The sequence below is a fragment of the Phenylobacterium sp. LjRoot219 genome, assembly GCF_964252995.1.
Classification (GTDB): Bacteria; Pseudomonadota; Alphaproteobacteria; order Caulobacterales; family Caulobacteraceae; genus Phenylobacterium.
The window spans coordinates 428,486-445,760 of sequence record NZ_CAXUQI020000001.1 but is presented as its reverse complement, the minus strand read 5'-3'; the positions used below and the strand labels follow the sequence as shown (position 1 = coordinate 445,760).

Below are 17,275 nucleotides of genomic sequence, written 5' to 3'. Positions count from 1 at the left end.
GCGCTCTATAGATATGGCTCTCTACAAGTTCAGCAGCGCCGGGTCGCCGCCCTGGGCGGCGGTGTTGACGCTCAGCGCGCGCTCGACCGCATAGCGCAGCAGCGCATGCGGGCCGCCGGCCTTCGGACCGGTGCCGGACAGTCCCTCGCCGCCGAACGGCTGCACGCCGACCACCGCGCCGATCATCGAGCGATTGACGTAGGCGTTGCCGGCCGGAACGGCCCGGCGCACCCGCTCGGCGAAGGCCTCGAGCCGGCTGTGGATCCCCAGCGTCAGGCCGTAGCCGGCGGCCCGCAAAGGCGCGGCCGCGGCCTCCAGCGCGGCCGGATCGTAGCGGACCACGTGCAGGATCGGGCCGAACACCTCGCGAGTCAGGAAGCCCGCGTCGGCGACCTCCGCCAGCACCGGGCCGAAGAACATCCCCTGCTCCGGAACCGGCAGTTGGCGGACCAGCTTCGCCTCGCGCGCCAGGCGGGCGACATGGGCGTCCAGCGCGGCCTTGGCCTCGGCGTCGATCACCGGGCCGACATCGGTGCGCGGATCGGCCGGATCGCCGACCACCAGGGCGTCCATCGCCCCGGCCAGCCCCTCGATCAGCCCCGCGGCGGTCTCGTGCGGGACAAACAGCAGCCGTAGCGCCGAGCAGCGCTGACCGGCCGAGCCGAAGGCCGAGGCCAGCACGTCGTCGATCACCTGCTCGCGCAGCGCCGTGGTGTCGACGAACATCGCGTTCAGGCCGCCGGTCTCGGCGATGAAGGGGACGATCGGCCCTGACTTCGCCGCCAGCGCCCGATTGATCGCCCAGGCCGTCTCGGTGCCGCCGGTGAAGGCCACGCCGGCGCAGGCCGCATGGCCGACCAGCGCCTGGCCGACGCCGGGCCCGTCGCCAGGAATCAGGTGCAACAGATCGGGATCCAGGCCTGCGGCGTGAAACAGCCGCACCGCCTCGGCGGCGATCAGCGGCGTCTGCTCGGCCGGCTTGGCCAGCACCGCGTTGCCGGCGGCCAGCGCCGCGGCGATCTGGCCGGTGAAGATCGCCAGCGGGAAGTTCCAGGGGCTGATGCAGACGAACACCCCGCGGCCGTGCAGCGACAGCTGGTTGGCTTCGCCGACCGGGCCCTGCAGAGTCTCCGGCCGGGCGAACTGCCGCTCGGCGAGGCTGGCGTAGTAGCGGCAGAAGTCGGCGGCCTCGCGCACCTCGGCGATCCCGTCGGCCAGGGTCTTGCCGGCCTCGCGGGCGCAGAGCGCGATCAGCCGCTCGCGGTTCGCCTCCAGCGCGTCGGCCATGGCGCGCAGCACCGGCGCCCGCCGCTCGCCGCCGATCGCATCCCAGGGCCCTTGCGCCCGCTGCGCCGCCTGGAATGCGCGGTCGATGTCGCCGGCGCCGGCCTGGCCCGCCCGGCCCAGGCGGCGGGCCGGATCGGCCGGCGAGACCCGGACCTCCACATCCTGGCCCGGCGAGGCGCGGCCGCCGACGATCGGCCCGGCTTCGAGCGGCCGCCCGTCCAACGTATCGACCGCTATCTCCAGGTCCCGGCGCACGGCGGCGATGCTGAGGTCCAGGCCCTGGCTGTTGCGGCGGGCCGGCCCGTAGAGGTCGACCGGCAGCGGAATGCGCGGGTGCGGCCCGCCGCCGGCGCCGCGCACCCACTCGACCGGCTCCATGACCACCTTCTCGACCGGCGTGCGCTCGTCGAGCAGGGCGTGGACGAAGGAGGTGTTGGCGCCATTCTCCAACAGCCGGCGGACCAGGTAGGGCAGCAGGTCTTCGTGGCTGCCGACCGGCGCGTAGACGCGCAGCGGAAACGTCCCATAGCGCTCGTGCGCCGCGGCGTAGAGCGGCTCGCCCATGCCGTGCAGCCGCTGATACTCGACTTCGAGCCCGGCCTGACGGGCCAGGGTGCGCACCGCGGCCAGGGTGTGGGCGTTGTGGGTGGCGAACTGCGGATAGAGCGCCGGCGCCGCGGCGATCAGCGCCTCGGCGCAGAGCAGGTACGACAGGTCGGTCGCCGCCTTGGTGGTGTAGACCGGATAGCCCGGCAGGCCGGCGACCTGGGCGCGCTTGATCTCGGTGTCCCAGTAGGCGCCCTTCACCAGCCGCACCATCAGCCGGCGGCCGCTCGACCGGGCGATCCCGGCGACCTCGGCGATCACTTGCGGGCTGCGCTTCTGGTAGGCCTGGACGGCGAGCCCCAGGCCGCGCCAGCCGCCCAGCTCCGGTTCGCGGGCGAGCCGGTCGAGCAGCTCCAGCGACAGCACCAGCCGGTCGGCCTCCTCGGCGTCGAGCGTCAGGTTGAGGTCGGCGTCCGCCGCCTGCACCGCCAGCCGCTTGAGCCGGGGATAGAGTTCGGCCCAGACCCGATCGGCCTCGCGCGCTTCGTAGCGCGGCGACAGCGCCGACAGCTTGACCGAGACGCCGTGGCCAGCCTCCGGCCCGCGCGCGTCGGCCTGGCCGGCGGCGTGGCGGGCGACCGCGGCGATGGCCTGGGCGTAGGCTGCCTCGTAGCGCGCCGCGTCCGCGGCGGTGCGGGCGCCTTCGCCCAGCATGTCGAAGGAGCAGATGAAGCCTTCGGCGGCGGCGCGCTTCAGGGCCCGCTCGATGGTGGCGCCGAGCACGAACTGTTCGCCCATGATCTGCACCGCCGCGCCGACCGCGCTGCGGATCACCGGCTCGCCGAGCCGGCTGGCCAGGCGGCGGATGAAACCCGGCAGGTCGCGGCCGGCCTGTTCGTCCGGGTCGATCAGCCGGCCGGTGAGCATCAGGCTCCAGGTCGAGGCGTTGACCAGCAGCGAGTCCGAGCGGCCGGCGTGGCGCGCCCAGTCGGCCGAGGCGACCTTCTCGGCGATCAGCTGGTCGCGGGCTTCCGGATCGGGGGTGCGCAGCAGCGCCTCGGCGAGGCACATCAGCGCCAGGCCCTCGGGCGTCGAGAGGCTGAACTCCTGCAGGAAGCTTTCGACCACGCCCTGGCGGCGCGGACCGCGGCGCGCGCCGCGCACCAGCGCTTCGGCCTCGGCGCGTACGGCGGCGCGGGCCTCCGGGCTCAGCTGCTGTGCGGCCAGCGCGGCCGCCAGGGCCCGCCGCTCGTCCGCAAACTTTTCACCGTCCAGCGCTTCGAAGGACATGTTCACCCCACCCTTCTGCTCGAGGATGGGAAAGTCTGCCGCCCAAAACAAGGCCGACCGTAAGTTTCTACCGGCGCGGCTTGTCCCGGGCCGAAACGCAAGAAGCCCGGCCTTTCGGCCGGGCTTCCGCTAGTCGTCCGACGAACTCGCCGGCGATCGAGATCAGAAGTTGATGTCGATCGTCGAACGGCGGTTCAGCGGTTCCTTCACGCCGTCGCCGGTCGCGACGGCCGGAGCGGTCTCGCCCTTCCAGTCGACGGACAGCGCGGTCTGGTTGACGCCAGCGCCCACCAGAGCATCGGCCACCGCCTTGGCGCGGCGTTCCGACAGGCGGACGTTGTAGGCCGGCGAACCGGAGGTGTCGGTGTGGCCGACCACCACGACGCGGGTTGCGTTGCCGCTGCTCGCGTAGTTGGCGGCCTCAGTCACCACCGCCTGGGCTTCCGGCGTCAGCACGTACTGATCGAACGGGAAGTAGACGATGAACTGCTTCGCCTCGTAGGCCGGCGGCGGAGGCGGCGGCGGCGGGGGCGGAGGCGGCGGGGGCGGCGGGGGCGGCGGCGGCGGCGGCGGCGGCGGGGCGAACGAGTAACGCAGGCCCAGGGTCACCGACGAGTCACGCAGCTCGCCTTGCAGGGTGCCGGGCTGATAACCGCCGGTCGCGACGTTGGTCGCACGGAAGTTCAGGTCCGACGTGCCCAGATAGCGGTAGGTCAGGTCGACGTTCAGGCGGTCCGTGGCGCGCCACGCAAGACCGGCCAGCACCTGCCAGGCGAAGGCGGTGTCGTCGTCGTCGATGGCGACGTTCTGGATGGCCGGGTTGGTCGCCGAGATGACGCCCGGGATGTTCGAGGCCTGACCAGTGACATCCATCTTCACCCGCGCGGCGCCGATGCCGACGCCGATGAACGGATTGAAGGAGGAGCCCGGCAGCACGTCATAGATGACGTTCGCCATCAGGGTCCACGCGTCGCCGTCGCCGTCCGGTTGGCCGCACGACGGAGAGGCGGCGGAACGCGCGACGCCCGGCGAGCAGAGCGCGAGGACGCTGCCCGGAACGGCGTTGCCGTTGATCACCGACTTGATGTCGCTCTTGCGGTAGCCGAGCTCGCCTTCGACCCGGAAGTTGTCGGTCAGCTGATAGCCGAGACGGGCGAAGCCGGCCCAGTCATCGTCGAGACGGACATCGAGCGAGCGACCCGCGGAGGTGTCGGCGTCGATCGTTTCCGGCCAGTGGTAGCCAAGGTCGACGGCGCCGTACCAACCAACTTGCGCGGCTGCGCCAGTGGCGGTGAACACCGCTGCCAGGGCTGCGCCCGCCAGGAGTTTGAACTTCATTCTCAGAGCCCTCTCGTTGCCCTCAACGCTGCGGCCATTTGACCCAGCTGCCTTATAACAAGACTGAGTCTTTACGTAAGTGTCACCGAAGCCACACTCGGAACGCAAAGTTCATCAATCTTCCGAACCTCGGCCAGGAAGGTATGTGAAGTTCCCCCCATCGATCAACTCTGGGGTGAGGAACAGATCCACCGTGAGACCCGCCCCCATGCGCCTGGCCTGCGCAGGAGGGTCCACGGCTTCCTCTTGAGTCCTGTGAACAACTTGCCCGAGTTGGCGCTTGGCCCCTCCGGAAGCGTTCGGAATGCTTATCTTTTCTTGTAAAGCGACATGAACGCCGCACCCGCCTCGCCGCAGGCCTTCGGCCTGAACGTCCGCGTGTGGTCGCCCCTGATCCGCCCCTCTTCCGAGCCCATTCCAGCCGCCAAAACGTCCCATGGCGCCGCTTGGTTCCCGCCCAAGCGCCAGCAAATGATTCTTTCTCGCCTCATTTCCGGCGCCGATCGTTCAGCGCGACCGTGAAACCCGCTTATGGCGAAGCTGTGGCCGCTTGCCACTTGGCCGGAAGGCTGTAGGAAGCCGCCGCATGGAGCTTGGCACGGCCAGGACAGGCGGTCATCGCCGGCGCGCAGGCGTCGCGGCGTGGCTTGGCGTGCTCGCCCTGCTGATCCAGGCGCTGCTGCCGGCCGCCGCCCTGGCCGCCCAATCACGCGCCACCGGCCAGCAGGTCGTGATCTGCACCTTGCAGGGCGTGCGCACCGTCACCGTCGGCGCCCACCAGACCGGCGGCAAGGGCTTCGCCGGCCTGCCTTGCGAAAACTGCCTGGCTGCGGCGACCGCGGCGATCCCGCTCCCCGACCCGGTGGCCGAACCGACGGTCTACGCGACCACGCGGATCGAGCATGCCCCGGAACGCGCCTGGGCCCCGCAGCTCGCCCGCGCGCCGCCGCGCCCGCCCGGGCAGGGACCACCACAGACCTGAACCTCGCGCACTGACCCCGCGCCGACGCCCCGCGTCGGCGCGCTCCGCCGTTGTTCAGGATCCCGTTTCCATGTCGCAAGCTTTCCGGGCGCCGTGCCCGACCGTTCCTCCGCGCCGTCCCTCGGCCGCGCCGCGGCTCGCCGCCCTCCTCGCCTCCGCCGCCGTCTGCGCGGCGCTTGCGCCCGCCGCCCAGGCCGACGAGGCCGCAGACTCCGAAGCCCAGGCCGTGGACTCGGTCATCGTCACCGCGCGGCGCAATCCCGAAGACCCGCCGGTGGTCGCCGCCGCCCGCGCCCGGCTGTCCGAGACCCCCGGCGCGGTCGCCGTGGTCTCGGCGGAGTCCTATCGCGACCGCTTCGCGCCGGGCACGGCCGACCTGCTGCGCGACGTGCCCGGGGTCTACGCCCAGAAGAAGTGGGGCGGCGACACCCGACTCTCGATCCGCGGCTCCGGCATCGGCAACAGCAGCCACAACCGCGGCGTCCTGCTGGCCCAGGACGGCGTGCCCTACAACGAGGCCGACGGCTACGGCGACTTCCAGCTGATCGACCCGTCGATCGCCCGCTTCACCGAGGTCTACAAAGGCGGCAACGCGCTGCGCTTCGGCGGGGCGCTGCTGGGCGGGGCGGTGAACCTGGTGACGCCCACCGGCCGCAACGCCGGAGCCGAGAACCTGCTGCGCCTCGACGGCGGAGCCTGGGGCACGCTGCGCGGCCACGCCGAGGTGGCGCGCGTCGCCGGCGACTGGGACGTCTTCGCCGCCGCCACCGGCCAGACCGCCGACGGCTGGCGCCAGCAGAGCGCCGGCCAGGAGCAGCACGCCAGCCTCAACCTCGGCCGCAGCTTCGGCGAGGACCGCGAAGTCCGCCTGCTGGTCAACGGCGGCTACGTGCACCAGGAGATCCCCGGGTCGCTGACGCTCGCCCAGGCGCTCGACACGCCAAAGATGGGCAATCCCGGCAATGTCGCGCTGAACTACCAGCGCGACATGGGCTCGGTGCGCGGCGCGCTGCAGACCCGCTGGCGCTTGAGCCCGTCGACGGTGTTCGAGGGCGGCGTCTACGCCACTTGGAAAGACCTCGATCATCCGATCTTCCAGGTGATCGCCCAGGAGAGCCGCAACTGGGGGGCCTTCGGGCGTTTCGACTGGAGCGGCGAGCTCGCCGGCCGTCGAGCCGACGCCTTCTACGGCGCCTGGCTGCGCCTCGGCGACCTCGACGCCGCCCAGTACTTCAACCTCCGCGGCTCGCGCGGCGCGCAGACCGCCAAGAGCCGGCAGAACGCCACGGGCCTGGACGTCTTCGGCGAAGGCCGGCTGTTCGTCGCCGACAACCTGGCGCTGGTCGCCGGCGGCTCCTACGGCCACGCCACGCGCGACTACCAGAGCTACGCCCTGCCCGGCGTAGCGACGAGCTTCAACCTGAAGCAGGACCTCGACTTCGACTGGTTCGCCCCGCGGGTCGGCGTGCTCTGGGAGGCCGCCGACGGCGCCCAGGTCTACGCCAACCTGACCCGTTCGGTGGAGCCGCCGAACTTCTCGGCGCTGAGCCCGACCGTCGGCGGCTTTACGCCGCTGAAGCCGCAGTCCGCCTGGACCGCCGAGATCGGGACCCGCGGCCGGCGCGGCCCGCTGGCCTGGGACGTGGCGCTCTATCGCGCCGAGCTCAGCCATGAGCTGCTGAATTACACGGTCAGCCCGAGCGTCCCCGCGTCGACCTTCAACGCCGACGAGACCGTCCACCAGGGCCTGGAAGCCGGCCTCGACTGGAACATCACCGCGAACCTGCGGCTGCGGCAGACCTACACCTGGTCCGACTTCCGCTTCGAGGACGACGTGCAGTACGGCGACAACCGTCTGCCGGTGGTGCCGGAGCACTTCTATCGCGCCGAGCTGAAGTACGAGCATCCCGCCGGCTGGTGGATCGCGCCGAACCTGGAATGGGCGATCAGCGACGTCTGGGCGGACTACGCCAACACCCTGAAGGCGCCGTCCTATGCGACCTTGGGCCTCGGCGCCGGCTGGAAGCTGCCGCACGGAGTCAACCTGTTCATCGACGCGCGCAACCTGACGGACAAGCGTTACGTGTCCAACGTCAGCGCCATCACCAACGCCGGCGACCCGCGGGTGTCGACGGCCGTCTTCTTCCCCGGCGACGGCCGGTCGGTATTCGGAGGGATTTCATGGGCGTTCTGAAGACGGCCGGCTTGGCCGCGGCTTTCGTCCTCGCCGTTCCGCCGGCGGCGCTGGCCCACGTCAGCGTCACGCCGAAGGCGGCCGACGCCGGCAGCTACCAGGTGCTGCGCTTCGGGCTCGGCCACGGCTGCGACGACCAGGCGACGACGGCGCTGCGCATCGAGATCCCCGCCGGGGTGGTCAGCGCGCGGCCGCAGCCGAAGCCGGGCTGGAGCCTGCAGATCGAGCGCGGTCCGGGCGGCGGCGAGGCGGTCGCCTCCGTCACCTGGCGCGGCGGCCTTCCGGCCGACCAGTTCGACGAGTTCCTGATCCAGGTCCACTTTCCCGACCAGGTCGGCCCGCTGGCCTTCCCGGCGGTCCAGACCTGCGGCGCGGCCGAGGTGCGCTGGAGCGAGCCGGTCCCGCCGTCCGGCGCGCGGCCGAAGCGGCCGGCACCGACCGTGCTGCTGACCCCGGCCGGCGGCGAAGCGCCGCCCGCGGCGCCTGGCCCGCACCACCAGCATTGAAGTCGCCCCGCCGCCACCGCACATGCGCCGTGACGCCAAAGGAGCCCGTCCGATGAAAGCCGCCCTCGCCGCCGCCGCCCTGTTCGCCGCTGCGGCCGCGCCCGCCGTCGCCGCCTCGCCGGTGCTGCTGGAGGCCGTCCAGCCCTGGAGCCGGCCGGCCGCGGCCGGCGGCAACGGCGCCGGCTACCTGACCCTGGTCAACCGCGGCAAGGCCGACGCCCTGGTCGGCGCCGAGAGCCCCGTCGCGAAGAAGGTCGAGATGCACACCTCCAGCATGAGCGGCGGGGTGATGAAGATGAGCCAGGAACAACGGGTGCCGCTGCCGGCCGGCGGCCAGGTCAGCTTCGCGCCCGGCGGGCGTCACCTGATGCTGCTCGGCCTGAAGCGGCCGCTGAAGACCGGCGAGCGCGTGCCGGCCACCCTGCGTTTCGCCAGCGGCCAGCAGTTGAAGGTCGACTTCGTGGTCAGCCCCGCCGCCCCGAGCGGCGCGCATCAGGGCCACGACATGCACCACATGCATTGAACTGCGGCGAAACCTGACGAAAATGTAACGTGTGACATGTCCGGGACGCGGCAAGGTGCGCGCGCCTTAAAGTCGAGAGACCTGTTCTGATGAAGACCTACTGGCTCGTCGCCGCCGCGGCGAGCGTCCTGGCCGCCCATCCCGCCCTCGCCGCCGACAGCGCCACGCCGGCAAAGCCCGCCGCGTCGTCCGCCGCCGCGACCCCGGCGACCGCGCTGACCGCCGCCCCGCGGATGGGGACCTGGGGCTTCGACATGGCCGGCCGCGACACCGCGATCGCGCCGGGCAAGAGCTTCTTCAAGTACGCCAACGGCGGCTACGTCGAGCACCTGGAGATCCCCGCCGACCGCTCCCGCTTCGGGGCCTTCGACGTGCTGCAGGAGCTGTCGCAGAACCGCATGCGCGCGGTGCTCGACCAGGCCTCCGCCGATCCGCAGGCGACCGGCGATCGCGCCAAGGTCGGGGCCTTCTACCGCAGCTTCATGGACGAGCCGAAGCTCGCGGCGCTGGGCGCCAAGCCGCTGCAGGCCGACCTCGCCCACGTGCGCGCCGCCCAGAACCGGAGCGACCTCGCCAAACTGATGGGCCAGGGCCAGCTCGGCTTCGGCGGCAGCTTCTTTGCGCCGGCGATCAGCGACGACGCCAAGGAGCCGATGCGCTACGCGGTCTATCTCGGCCAGGCCGGCCTCGGCCTCTACAACCGCGACTACTATCTGAAGCCGGAGTTCGCGGCGAAGAAGACCGCCTACCAGGCCTATGTCGCGCAGATGCTGACGATGGCCGGCTGGCCTGAACCGCAGGCCGCGGCCAAGGCGATCGTCGCCATGGAGACCGAGATCGCCGAAGTCTCCTGGCCGATCGAGGACCGCCGCGACGACTCCAAGACCTACAACCCGCTGGCGGTCGCCGAGCTGGCGAGCTTCGCCCCGGGCTTCGACTGGAACGCCTACCTGGCCGGCGCCAAGCTGGAGGGCGTGCAGCGGGTGATCCTGCAGGAGAACACCGCGATCCCGAAGATCGCGGCGATCTACGCCAAGACCCCGCTCGAGACGCTGAAGGCCTGGCAGGCGTTCAGCATCGTCGACCAGGCCGCGCCCTATCTCTCGGCCGCGTTCGACAAGGCGCACTTCGAGTTCCGCGAGAAGACCCTGCAGGGCCAGCCGGCGCAGAAGGCCCGCTGGAAGCGCGGCGTCGGCTTGGTCGACAGCCAGATGGGCGAGGCGCTCGGCGAGCTCTACGTCGCCGCCTACTTCCCGCCGGAGAGCAAGGCCAAGATGCTGGTGCTGGTCGACGACCTGCGCGGGGCGATGAAGGCGCGGATCGAGAAGCTCGACTGGATGAGCCCGCCGACCAAGGCCAAGGCGCTGGAGAAGCTCTCCAAGTTCAACGTGAAGATCGGCTACCCCGACAAGTGGCGCGACTACGCGGCGCTGACGATCCAGGAGGGCGACCTCTACGGCAACGTGGTGCGCGCGGTGGCCTTCGACTGGACCTACCAGGTCGACCGCCTGAACCAGCCGGTGGACCGCGCCGAGTGGGGCATGACCCCGCCGACGGTGAACGCCTACTACCACCCGACCCGCAACGAGATCGTCTTCCCGGCGGCGATCCTGCAGCCGCCGTTCTTCGATCCCGACGGCGACCCGGCGGTGAACTACGGCGGCATCGGCGGGGTGATCGGCCACGAGCTGACCCACGGCTTCGACGACCAGGGCCGCAAGTCCGACGGCGACGGCCGGCTGACCGACTGGTGGGCGCCGGAAGACGCCGCCAAGTTCGACGCCCGCGCCGCGACGCTGGGCAAGCAGTACTCGGCCTTCCAGGTGCTGCCGGGCGCGTTCGTCAACGGCAACATGACCATGGGCGAGAACATCGCCGACCTCGGCGGCCTGCTGCTGGCGCTCGACGCCTACCACGCCTCGCTGAAGGGCCAGCCGGCGCCGGTGATCGATGGCATGAGCGGCGACCAGCGGGTGTTCCTCGGCTGGGCGCAGGTCTGGCGCGGCAAGCTGCGCGAGGACCGGCAGCGGCAACTGCTGGCCACCGACGTGCACGCGCCGATCGAGGCCCGCGTCGACGTGCCGGTGCGCAACATCGACGCCTTCTACGCCTCGTTCGGGGTGAAGCCCGGCGACCCGATGTACGTCGCCCCGGAGGCCCGCGCGCGGATCTGGTGACGCGCGCTGCGCCCTCAGGAGGGAGACGAGCGCAGCACCCGTCTCCGCTCATTCCCGCGAAAGCGGGAACCCAGGCTTTTTATGCGAGGCCACAGCGCCCAGACGAAAAACGCCTGGATCCCCGCTTTCGCGGGGAAGAGCGGAGGGCGGCGCTTCATCCGTCATCACCCGGCTGGTCCGGGTGATCCAAACCACGCCGTTCCGTCACCGCGATGGCGACCGCCTGGGGCTGGGTGGTGAGGATGGGGCGAAACCCGGAGATCACAGTTTCGTCAGCCCGGAGACGGAGGCCTCGCCCGGGCCCTACCGCCAGATTTTGACGCTTGAGTCAGAAAAATGTCGGAGCAAAAAATTGGCCCGTCGCGAGGGTGAGCGACGGGCCACTTTCCGAGCTTACGCTCTGATTTAAAGGGCGTTTCCTCCCCGAAACGCCGGAGACCGAAGGCTTTGTTCGCCGTCATGTCTCTCGCAAGGAGAAGGAAACGGCAAAATCTGACCCAAGTCAACGGCTGCACTAGGGTCGAAAGGGGGCGAAAATCAAAAAGTGCCGTTTTTTCTCAACTGAGCATCGTTAAGTTTTGACTCCCCCGTCAAAACCTGCACGCGTAAGGCGTCAAATGCCGGAGACGCAACCTCAAAGACAAAGTCCGGCCGCGACGCGGTGACCGGGCCGAGGCCGGCGGCGGTCAGCGCCGCGGCCGCTTTCGCGACCTCGCCGGCGTCCAGCAGCAGACCGTTCGGCCGCCGTGAGGCGCCCGCCGCGACCAGGCCGTCGACCACCGCGGCTTCGCGGGCGTCGCCGGTCGCCGGCCAGATCAGGGTCGCGCTGCGCAGCGCATTGGCCCGCGCCTCGACCGCCCGCAGCAGCTGCTCGGCCTGGCCCAGCTGCGCCGCGTCCCAGGTCGCGGTCAGGCTGGCGGTGAATTGCGCCTGGCTCTTCAGGATCAGGCCGTCCGACAGCACCTTCAGGCCGTTGGCCGCCAGCGTCGCCCCGGTGGTGGTGATGTCCACCACCAGCTCGGCCGCGCCGGTCGCCGGCGCCCCCTCGGTCGCGCCGCCGGATTCGGTGATCCGGTAGTCGGCGACGCCGTGACGGGCGAAGTAGGTGCGGGTCTGCACCACATATTTGGTCGCCACCCGCATGCGCCGGCCGGTGCGCGCGAGGTGCTCGTGCGCCACGTCCTCGAGGTCGGCCATGGTGTCGACGTCGAGCCAGCTCTTCGGCGCAGCGACCACCAGGTCGGCGCGGCCGAAGCCGAGCGGCCGCAGCAGCAGCACCCGGCGGTCGACGTCGGGCCCGCGCTCGCGCAGCAGGTCCTCGCCGGTGACGCCGAAGTGGACTTCGCCGGCGTCCAGCGCCTCGGCGATGTCGCCGGCCGACAGCAGCCGCACCTGGACGCCGGGCAGGCCCTTGAGGCTCGCCACGTAGCCGCGCGAGCCGCCGCTGACCTGCAGCGGCATCCCGCAGTCGGCCAGCCAGCCGTCGACCTGCTCCTTCAGCCGCCCCTTGGACGGTACGGCGATGATCAGCGGACCGCTCATGCCTCGCCTCCCGCATAGGCTCGCGCCGGGCGCACCATGCAGCCCACCGCCTGCGTCCCGGCCTGGCCGCCCAGGCGGGCGAGCAGGCCGTCGTACCGGCCGCCGACGGCGACCGCGCGCTCGGCTCCGAGGGCGGCGCTGCGCACCTCGAAGGTCAGTCCGTCGTAGTAGTCGAAGGCGTGGCCGAGCGCCGGCGCGAAGCCGAGCTCGGCGCCGGGCGCCAGCGCCCGCAGCCGGGTCAGCCGCCGCTCCCACAGCGTCAGGGCCTGGGCCAGCGCCGCGCCCTGGGCGCCGGCCAGCTCGCGCACCCGCGCAAGGCCGGCCTCGGGCGCCTCGACGATGGCCATGAATTCGCGGATCGCGCTGGCCTGCAGCTCGGTCAGCGCCGGGGCCTCGGCGGCTTCCGCGCGGCGCGCCAGGCGGGCGGCGATCTCCGCCGGGCCACGGCCGCCGACCGGCTCGACGCCAGCCAGCGCCCAGACCTCTTCCAGCAGGCTCGCGGCCTCGGCCTCGCCCAGCCCCGCCAGCAGGGCCGGCAGCCGTCCGCCAGCCGCGGGCCGGGCCGGCTCGCCGGCGCGCGCCAGTTCGGCGTTCAGCAGCCGCGGCCGGCCGGCCATCCGCCGCAGCTTGGCGCCCAGCGCCTCGGGCAGCGACAGGCTGTCGATGAAGGCGGCGAACAGCGCCACGTCGCCGAGCCACAGCGACAGGTCCTTGCGCCCGCCGGCCTCGGCCGCCCGCCAGGCCAGCGCTGCGGCCTGGGCGTCGGTCTCGCAGGCCGCCTCGGCGTCCTGCCGCAGGTCGAACATCTCCAGCCCGAGCTGCAGGAACTCCTCGGCGAGGTCGGCCCCCTGCGAGGCGCGGAAGGCCGGGCCCTCGTAGTAGCAGCGCCCGGACGCGGCGCCGCCGTCGACGAACTGCCGGGCCACCGCGACGGTGAAGTCCGGCCGCAGGCAGGCCTCGGCGCCGCCTTCCGCCTGGACGACGAACAGCCGCGCCCGCATCGCCTCGCCGGCGAGGTCGAGCAGCAGCGACAGCGGCTGCAGCAGCGGCGCCTCGATGCGGGCGGCGCCGGCCTCCAGCAGGGGCTTGCGGATCGCCTCCAGCGCCGCGGCGGGGATCGGGGTCTCGGTTCTCACGGCTGGGCGTCCAGGATCTTGCGGATGGTCGCGACCAGCTCGCCGCGCGGGATCGTCGCCTGCCCCGGACGCTGCTCACGCCAGGCGGCGTTGTCGGTGACCCCGGCCGACAGGGCGCGGCCGAGATCGAGGTCCTTCACCGTCACCGTGCCGGCGGCCAGCTCGTCCTCGCCGATGATGATCGCCGCCGGCGCCAGCCGGCGGTCGGCGTACTTCATCTGCGCCTTCATGCCGGAGGTGCCGAGATAGACCTCGGCGGCGACGCCGGCGGCGCGCAGCTCGGTCGCCACGGCGTAGTAGTCGCTCATCCGGGTCTGGTCGAAGGCGATGACCACCACCGGGCCGCGCGTCTGAGCGCCCGGATCACGGCCCGCAGCGCGCAGCGCGCTCGCCAGGCGCGACACCCCGAACGAGAAGCCGGTCGCCGGCGCCTGCTGGCCGGTGAAGCGCGCGACCAGGTCGTCGTAGCGACCGCCGCCGCCGATCGAGCCGAAGCGCACCGCCTGGCCCTTCTCGTCCTTGGTCTGCAGCAGCAGCTCGGCCTCGAACACCGCGCCGGTGTAGTACTCCAGCCCGCGCACCACGGTGGTGTCGATCCGCGCGACGGTTTCGGCGACGCCCATGCCAGCGAGCGCGGCGGCGATCTGCTGCAGCTCGACGAGCGCTTCCTCGCCCTTGGCCCCGAGCTTCAGGGTGGCGAGCGCCTCGACCACCTCCAGCCGGCTGAGGTCCGGCGCCGCCTCGATGGCCAGGAACGACTGGATCGCGGCGATCGCCTCGGTCGGCAACTCGGCGCCCTTGGTGAAGTCGCCGGACTCGTCCAAGCGCCCGGGGCCCAGCAGCTCGCGCACGCCCGGCCAGCCCAGCCGGTCGAACTTGTCGATGGCCCGCAGCGCGGTCAGCCGCTGGCGCAGGTCGCCGACGCCCTGGGCGTCGAACAGGCCGTCGATGAGCTTGCGGTTGTTGATCTTCAGCACCGCCGAGCCGTCCGGCAGGCCGGCGGCCGCCAGCCCTTCGGCGGCCATGGCGATGATCTCGGCGTCGGCCTCCGGGCGGGCGGAGCCGACCGTGTCGGCGTCGCACTGCCAGAACTCGCGGAAGCGGCCGGGGCCCGGCTTCTCGTTGCGCCACACCGGCCCGTAGGCGTAGCGGCGGAACGGCTTGGGCAGGGTCTCCCAGTTCTGGGCGGCGAAGCGGGCCAGCGGCGCGGTCAGGTCGTAGCGCAGCGCCATCCACTGCTCGTCGTCGTCCTGCAGGGCGAACACGCCCTCGTTCGGGCGGTCGGCGTCGGGCAGGAACTTGCCGAGCGCGTCGGCGTATTCGAACGCCCCGGTGTCGAGCGGCTCGAAGCCGTAGCGCTCGTAGACCGCGGAGACCGCGGCCAGAATCCTGCGTTCCGCGGTCAGGTCGCGGGCGCGGCGGTCGACGAAACCGCGCGGGGCGCGGGCTTCGGGGCGTGCGGGCTCGGTGCTCATAGCCGCGCGCTTAGCCGAGGCGGCGCCCGGCCTCAAGGATTCTGGGCTGGAAGGAAGGTTGTCCATCGTCGGGTCCTGAGAAGATCGGGAGCGACGGACGGGGAGATCGAATGCCGAACCCCGTCCGCTTGGGCGGGGTTTCGGGCGGGTCGCGTCAGGCCAAGCGATCCCGGTCCGAACCCGCCAGGGTCGGATGGTGATGCGAGCCATGATGGTGCGCGACGCAGGTCATCGAGGGCGGCCTATACCGGAGGCATGTGACGAAAGCGAGTCAGCGGGCCGCGACCCGCTCGTCACCGCCCATACGAATGAGGAACCACGAAAGACAGGAAAGACACGAAAGCGCCGGCGCTGAGAGCGGGAGTCCGCCAGCCTATACAGGGCTCAGGCGACCGGCCTTTGGCCGGTCCTCGATCCCCCACGAGCGCGCCCTTGGACGCCCCTTTCGTGTCTTTCGTGTCTTTCGTGGTTCAACAAGGCCGGGGCGCCCGCTTGCGCGGGGATGACCGGATTAAGCCTTCAGCTTGGCGATCAGCGCCTCGGTCGAGGGGTCGTGGGTCCCCGCCGCGCCGCCTTCGAGTTCGCCGAGCACCCGGGCGGCCAGCGACTTGCCGAGCTCGACGCCCCACTGGTCGAAGCTGTTGATCCCCCACAGCACGCCCTCGACGAAAGTCTTGTGCTCATAGAGGGCGATCAGCGCGCCCAGCCGTTCCGGGTCGAGCCGGTCGAGCACGATGAAGCTCGACGGCCGGTCGCCAGGGAAGGTGCGCTGCGGGGCGAGTTCGTCGATCTCAGCCTTGGCCAGCCCCTTGGCCTCCAGCTCGGCGCGGACCTCTGCCTCGCTGCGGCCGACCAGCAGCGCCTCGGCCTGGGCCACGGCGTTGGCCAGCAGCTTGCGCTGCATCGCCGGATCGCCCTCCGTCCCCTCGCGGATCGCGACGAAGTCGACCGGAACGATGTCGGTCCCCTGGTGCAGCAGCTGGAAGAAGGCGTGCTGGCCGTTGGTGCCGGCGTCGCCGAACACGCTGGCGGCGGTGCCGCGCTTCACCGGCCGACCGTGCGCGTCGACCCGCTTGCCGTTCGATTCCATCTCCAGCTGCTGCAGGAAGGGCGCGAACAGGCGCAGCCGCTGGGCGTAGGGGACCACCGCGCGCATCGGCCGGTTCAGGCCGTTGCGGTTGAAGACGTGCGCCAGGGCCAGCAGCACCGGGGCGTTCCGCTCCAGCGGCGTCTCGGCGAAATGGGCGTCCATCGCCCGGGCTCCGGCCAGCAGCCGCTCGAACACCTCGAAGCCGAGCGCGGTGGCGCACGACAGCCCGACCGCCGACCACAGCGAATAGCGTCCGCCGACCCAGTCCCAGAAGGCGAACACCCGATCCGGCGCGACGCCGAAGGCCTGGGCCCGGTCCGGCGCGGCGGAGACCGCGGCGAGGTGAGCGTCGGCGCTGGCGCCCAACGCCGCGCGCAGCCAGCCGCGCGCGGCCTCGGCGTTGGCCAGGGTCTCCAGGGTGGTGAAGGTCTTGGAGACCACCACCACCAGGGTCTCGGCCGGATCGAGGCCGGCGATCGCCTGGGCGAGCTCGGCCGGATCGACGTTGGCGGCGAAGCGCAGCTCGATCTGCGGCTCAAGCGGCCGCAGCGCTTCCCAGATCAGCCGCGGGCCGAGGTCCGAGCCGCCGATGCCAATGTGCAGGATGGCGCGGAACGGCTTGCCGGCGGCGCCCTTGATCGCCCCGGAGCGAACGTCGTCGGCGAACCGGCGGATCGCCACGCGGGTGGCGTCGACCTCGCCCGAGACCTCGACGCCGGCGGCCTTGAAGCCGGCCCCCGTCGCCGCGCGCAGCGCCGCGTGCTGCGCCGGACGGCCTTCCGAGCGGTTGACGATCTCGCCGGCGAGCAGCCGGCCGCGGGCGGCTTCGACCCCGGCGGTGCGGGCGAGGTCGAGCATGTCGGCCACGTCGGCCAGCGACCAGGGCTGCTTGGAGAGGTCCAGCGTCAGGCCGGCGGCCTCGAGGGTCAGCCGGGCCAGTCGGCCCGGCTCGGCGTCGAACAGGCTGGCGATCCGGCGGACACGGGCCCGCTCGCCGGCCGCGTGCAGCGCAGCCCAGGCGGCGTCGAGTTCAGACAAATTCAATGCCCCTCATTCTGGCCCCTCATCCCCGAAGGTCGCCACAGCTTAGCGTGCTACGCGGCGCAATCGAGCAGGCAATGGCGACAGCCGCATGGCGCCGCCGCCGGCGTACGCGCCGCGACCAATATTCGCGCTCCCGGGGGCGCAG

General features: G+C 71.9%; 11 protein-coding genes. 5 read left to right on the top strand and 6 right to left on the bottom strand.

The features are described 5' to 3' along the window. Nucleotides 1–21: 21 nt before the first annotated feature. Nucleotides 22–3,123, bottom strand: a complete 3,102-nt coding sequence (putA, locus tag ACSQ14_RS02245; RefSeq protein WP_436009287.1) for a bifunctional proline dehydrogenase/L-glutamate gamma-semialdehyde dehydrogenase PutA — start codon at nt 3,121–3,123, stop codon at nt 22–24. A gap of 162 nt (nt 3,124–3,285) precedes the next feature. Next, on the bottom strand, nt 3,286–4,461 hold the full coding sequence (locus ACSQ14_RS02240; protein ID WP_436009285.1) for an OmpA family protein: 1,176 nt from the start codon (nt 4,459–4,461) through the stop codon (nt 3,286–3,288). Between the two features lie 586 nt (nt 4,462–5,047). Between ACSQ14_RS02240 and ACSQ14_RS02235 the strand changes: the two genes are divergently transcribed. The 5 genes from ACSQ14_RS02235 (at nt 5,048) to ACSQ14_RS02215 (ending at nt 10,843) form a co-directional block, all read left to right on the top strand. Continuing rightward, complete coding sequence (locus tag ACSQ14_RS02235) at nt 5,048–5,443, top strand: DUF2946 family protein (protein WP_436009283.1); 396 nt, start codon at nt 5,048–5,050, stop codon at nt 5,441–5,443. Between the two features lie 70 nt (nt 5,444–5,513). After that, nucleotides 5,514–7,637, top strand: coding sequence for a TonB-dependent receptor family protein (locus ACSQ14_RS02230; protein WP_436009281.1), 2,124 nt, complete (start codon nt 5,514–5,516; stop codon nt 7,635–7,637). Continuing rightward, on the top strand, nt 7,625–8,143 hold the full coding sequence (locus ACSQ14_RS02225) for a YcnI family copper-binding membrane protein (protein ID WP_436009279.1): 519 nt from the start codon (nt 7,625–7,627) through the stop codon (nt 8,141–8,143). The genes ACSQ14_RS02230 and ACSQ14_RS02225 overlap by 13 nt, the downstream gene beginning before the upstream one ends. Before the next feature lie 52 nt (nt 8,144–8,195). Next, nucleotides 8,196–8,666 carry a copper chaperone PCu(A)C gene (locus ACSQ14_RS02220; protein WP_436009277.1) on the top strand — a complete coding sequence of 157 codons (471 nt, stop codon included), beginning with the start codon at nt 8,196–8,198 and terminating at the stop codon, nt 8,664–8,666. Nucleotides 8,667–8,755: 89 nt separating this feature from the next. After that, a complete protein-coding gene (locus ACSQ14_RS02215; protein WP_436009275.1) occupies nt 8,756–10,843 on the top strand; it encodes a M13 family metallopeptidase in 2,088 nt (695 codons plus the stop codon). 537 nt (nt 10,844–11,380) lie between these two features. Here the strand turns inward: ACSQ14_RS02215 and hisG are convergent. The 4 genes from hisG to pgi form a co-directional block, all read right to left on the bottom strand. Continuing rightward, nucleotides 11,381–12,385 carry an ATP phosphoribosyltransferase gene (gene hisG, locus ACSQ14_RS02210; RefSeq protein ID WP_436009273.1) on the bottom strand — a complete coding sequence of 335 codons (1,005 nt, stop codon included), beginning with the start codon at nt 12,383–12,385 and terminating at the stop codon, nt 11,381–11,383. Next, nucleotides 12,382–13,521, bottom strand: a complete 1,140-nt coding sequence (locus tag ACSQ14_RS02205) for an ATP phosphoribosyltransferase regulatory subunit (RefSeq protein ID WP_436009271.1) — start codon at nt 13,519–13,521, stop codon at nt 12,382–12,384. The genes hisG and ACSQ14_RS02205 overlap by 4 nt, the downstream gene beginning before the upstream one ends. Beyond that, nucleotides 13,518–14,996 (bottom strand): histidine--tRNA ligase, encoded by a 1,479-nt coding sequence (hisS, locus tag ACSQ14_RS02200; RefSeq protein WP_436009269.1) that lies wholly within the window; start codon nt 14,994–14,996, stop codon nt 13,518–13,520. Before hisS ends, ACSQ14_RS02205 begins: the two co-directional genes overlap by 4 nt. A gap of 511 nt (nt 14,997–15,507) precedes the next feature. Then, the gene (gene pgi / locus ACSQ14_RS02195; RefSeq protein WP_436009267.1) at nt 15,508–17,124 is read right to left on the bottom strand and encodes a glucose-6-phosphate isomerase; all 1,617 of its coding nucleotides are present in this window, start codon (nt 17,122–17,124) and stop codon (nt 15,508–15,510) included. Between the last annotated feature and the right edge of the window lie 151 nt (nt 17,125–17,275).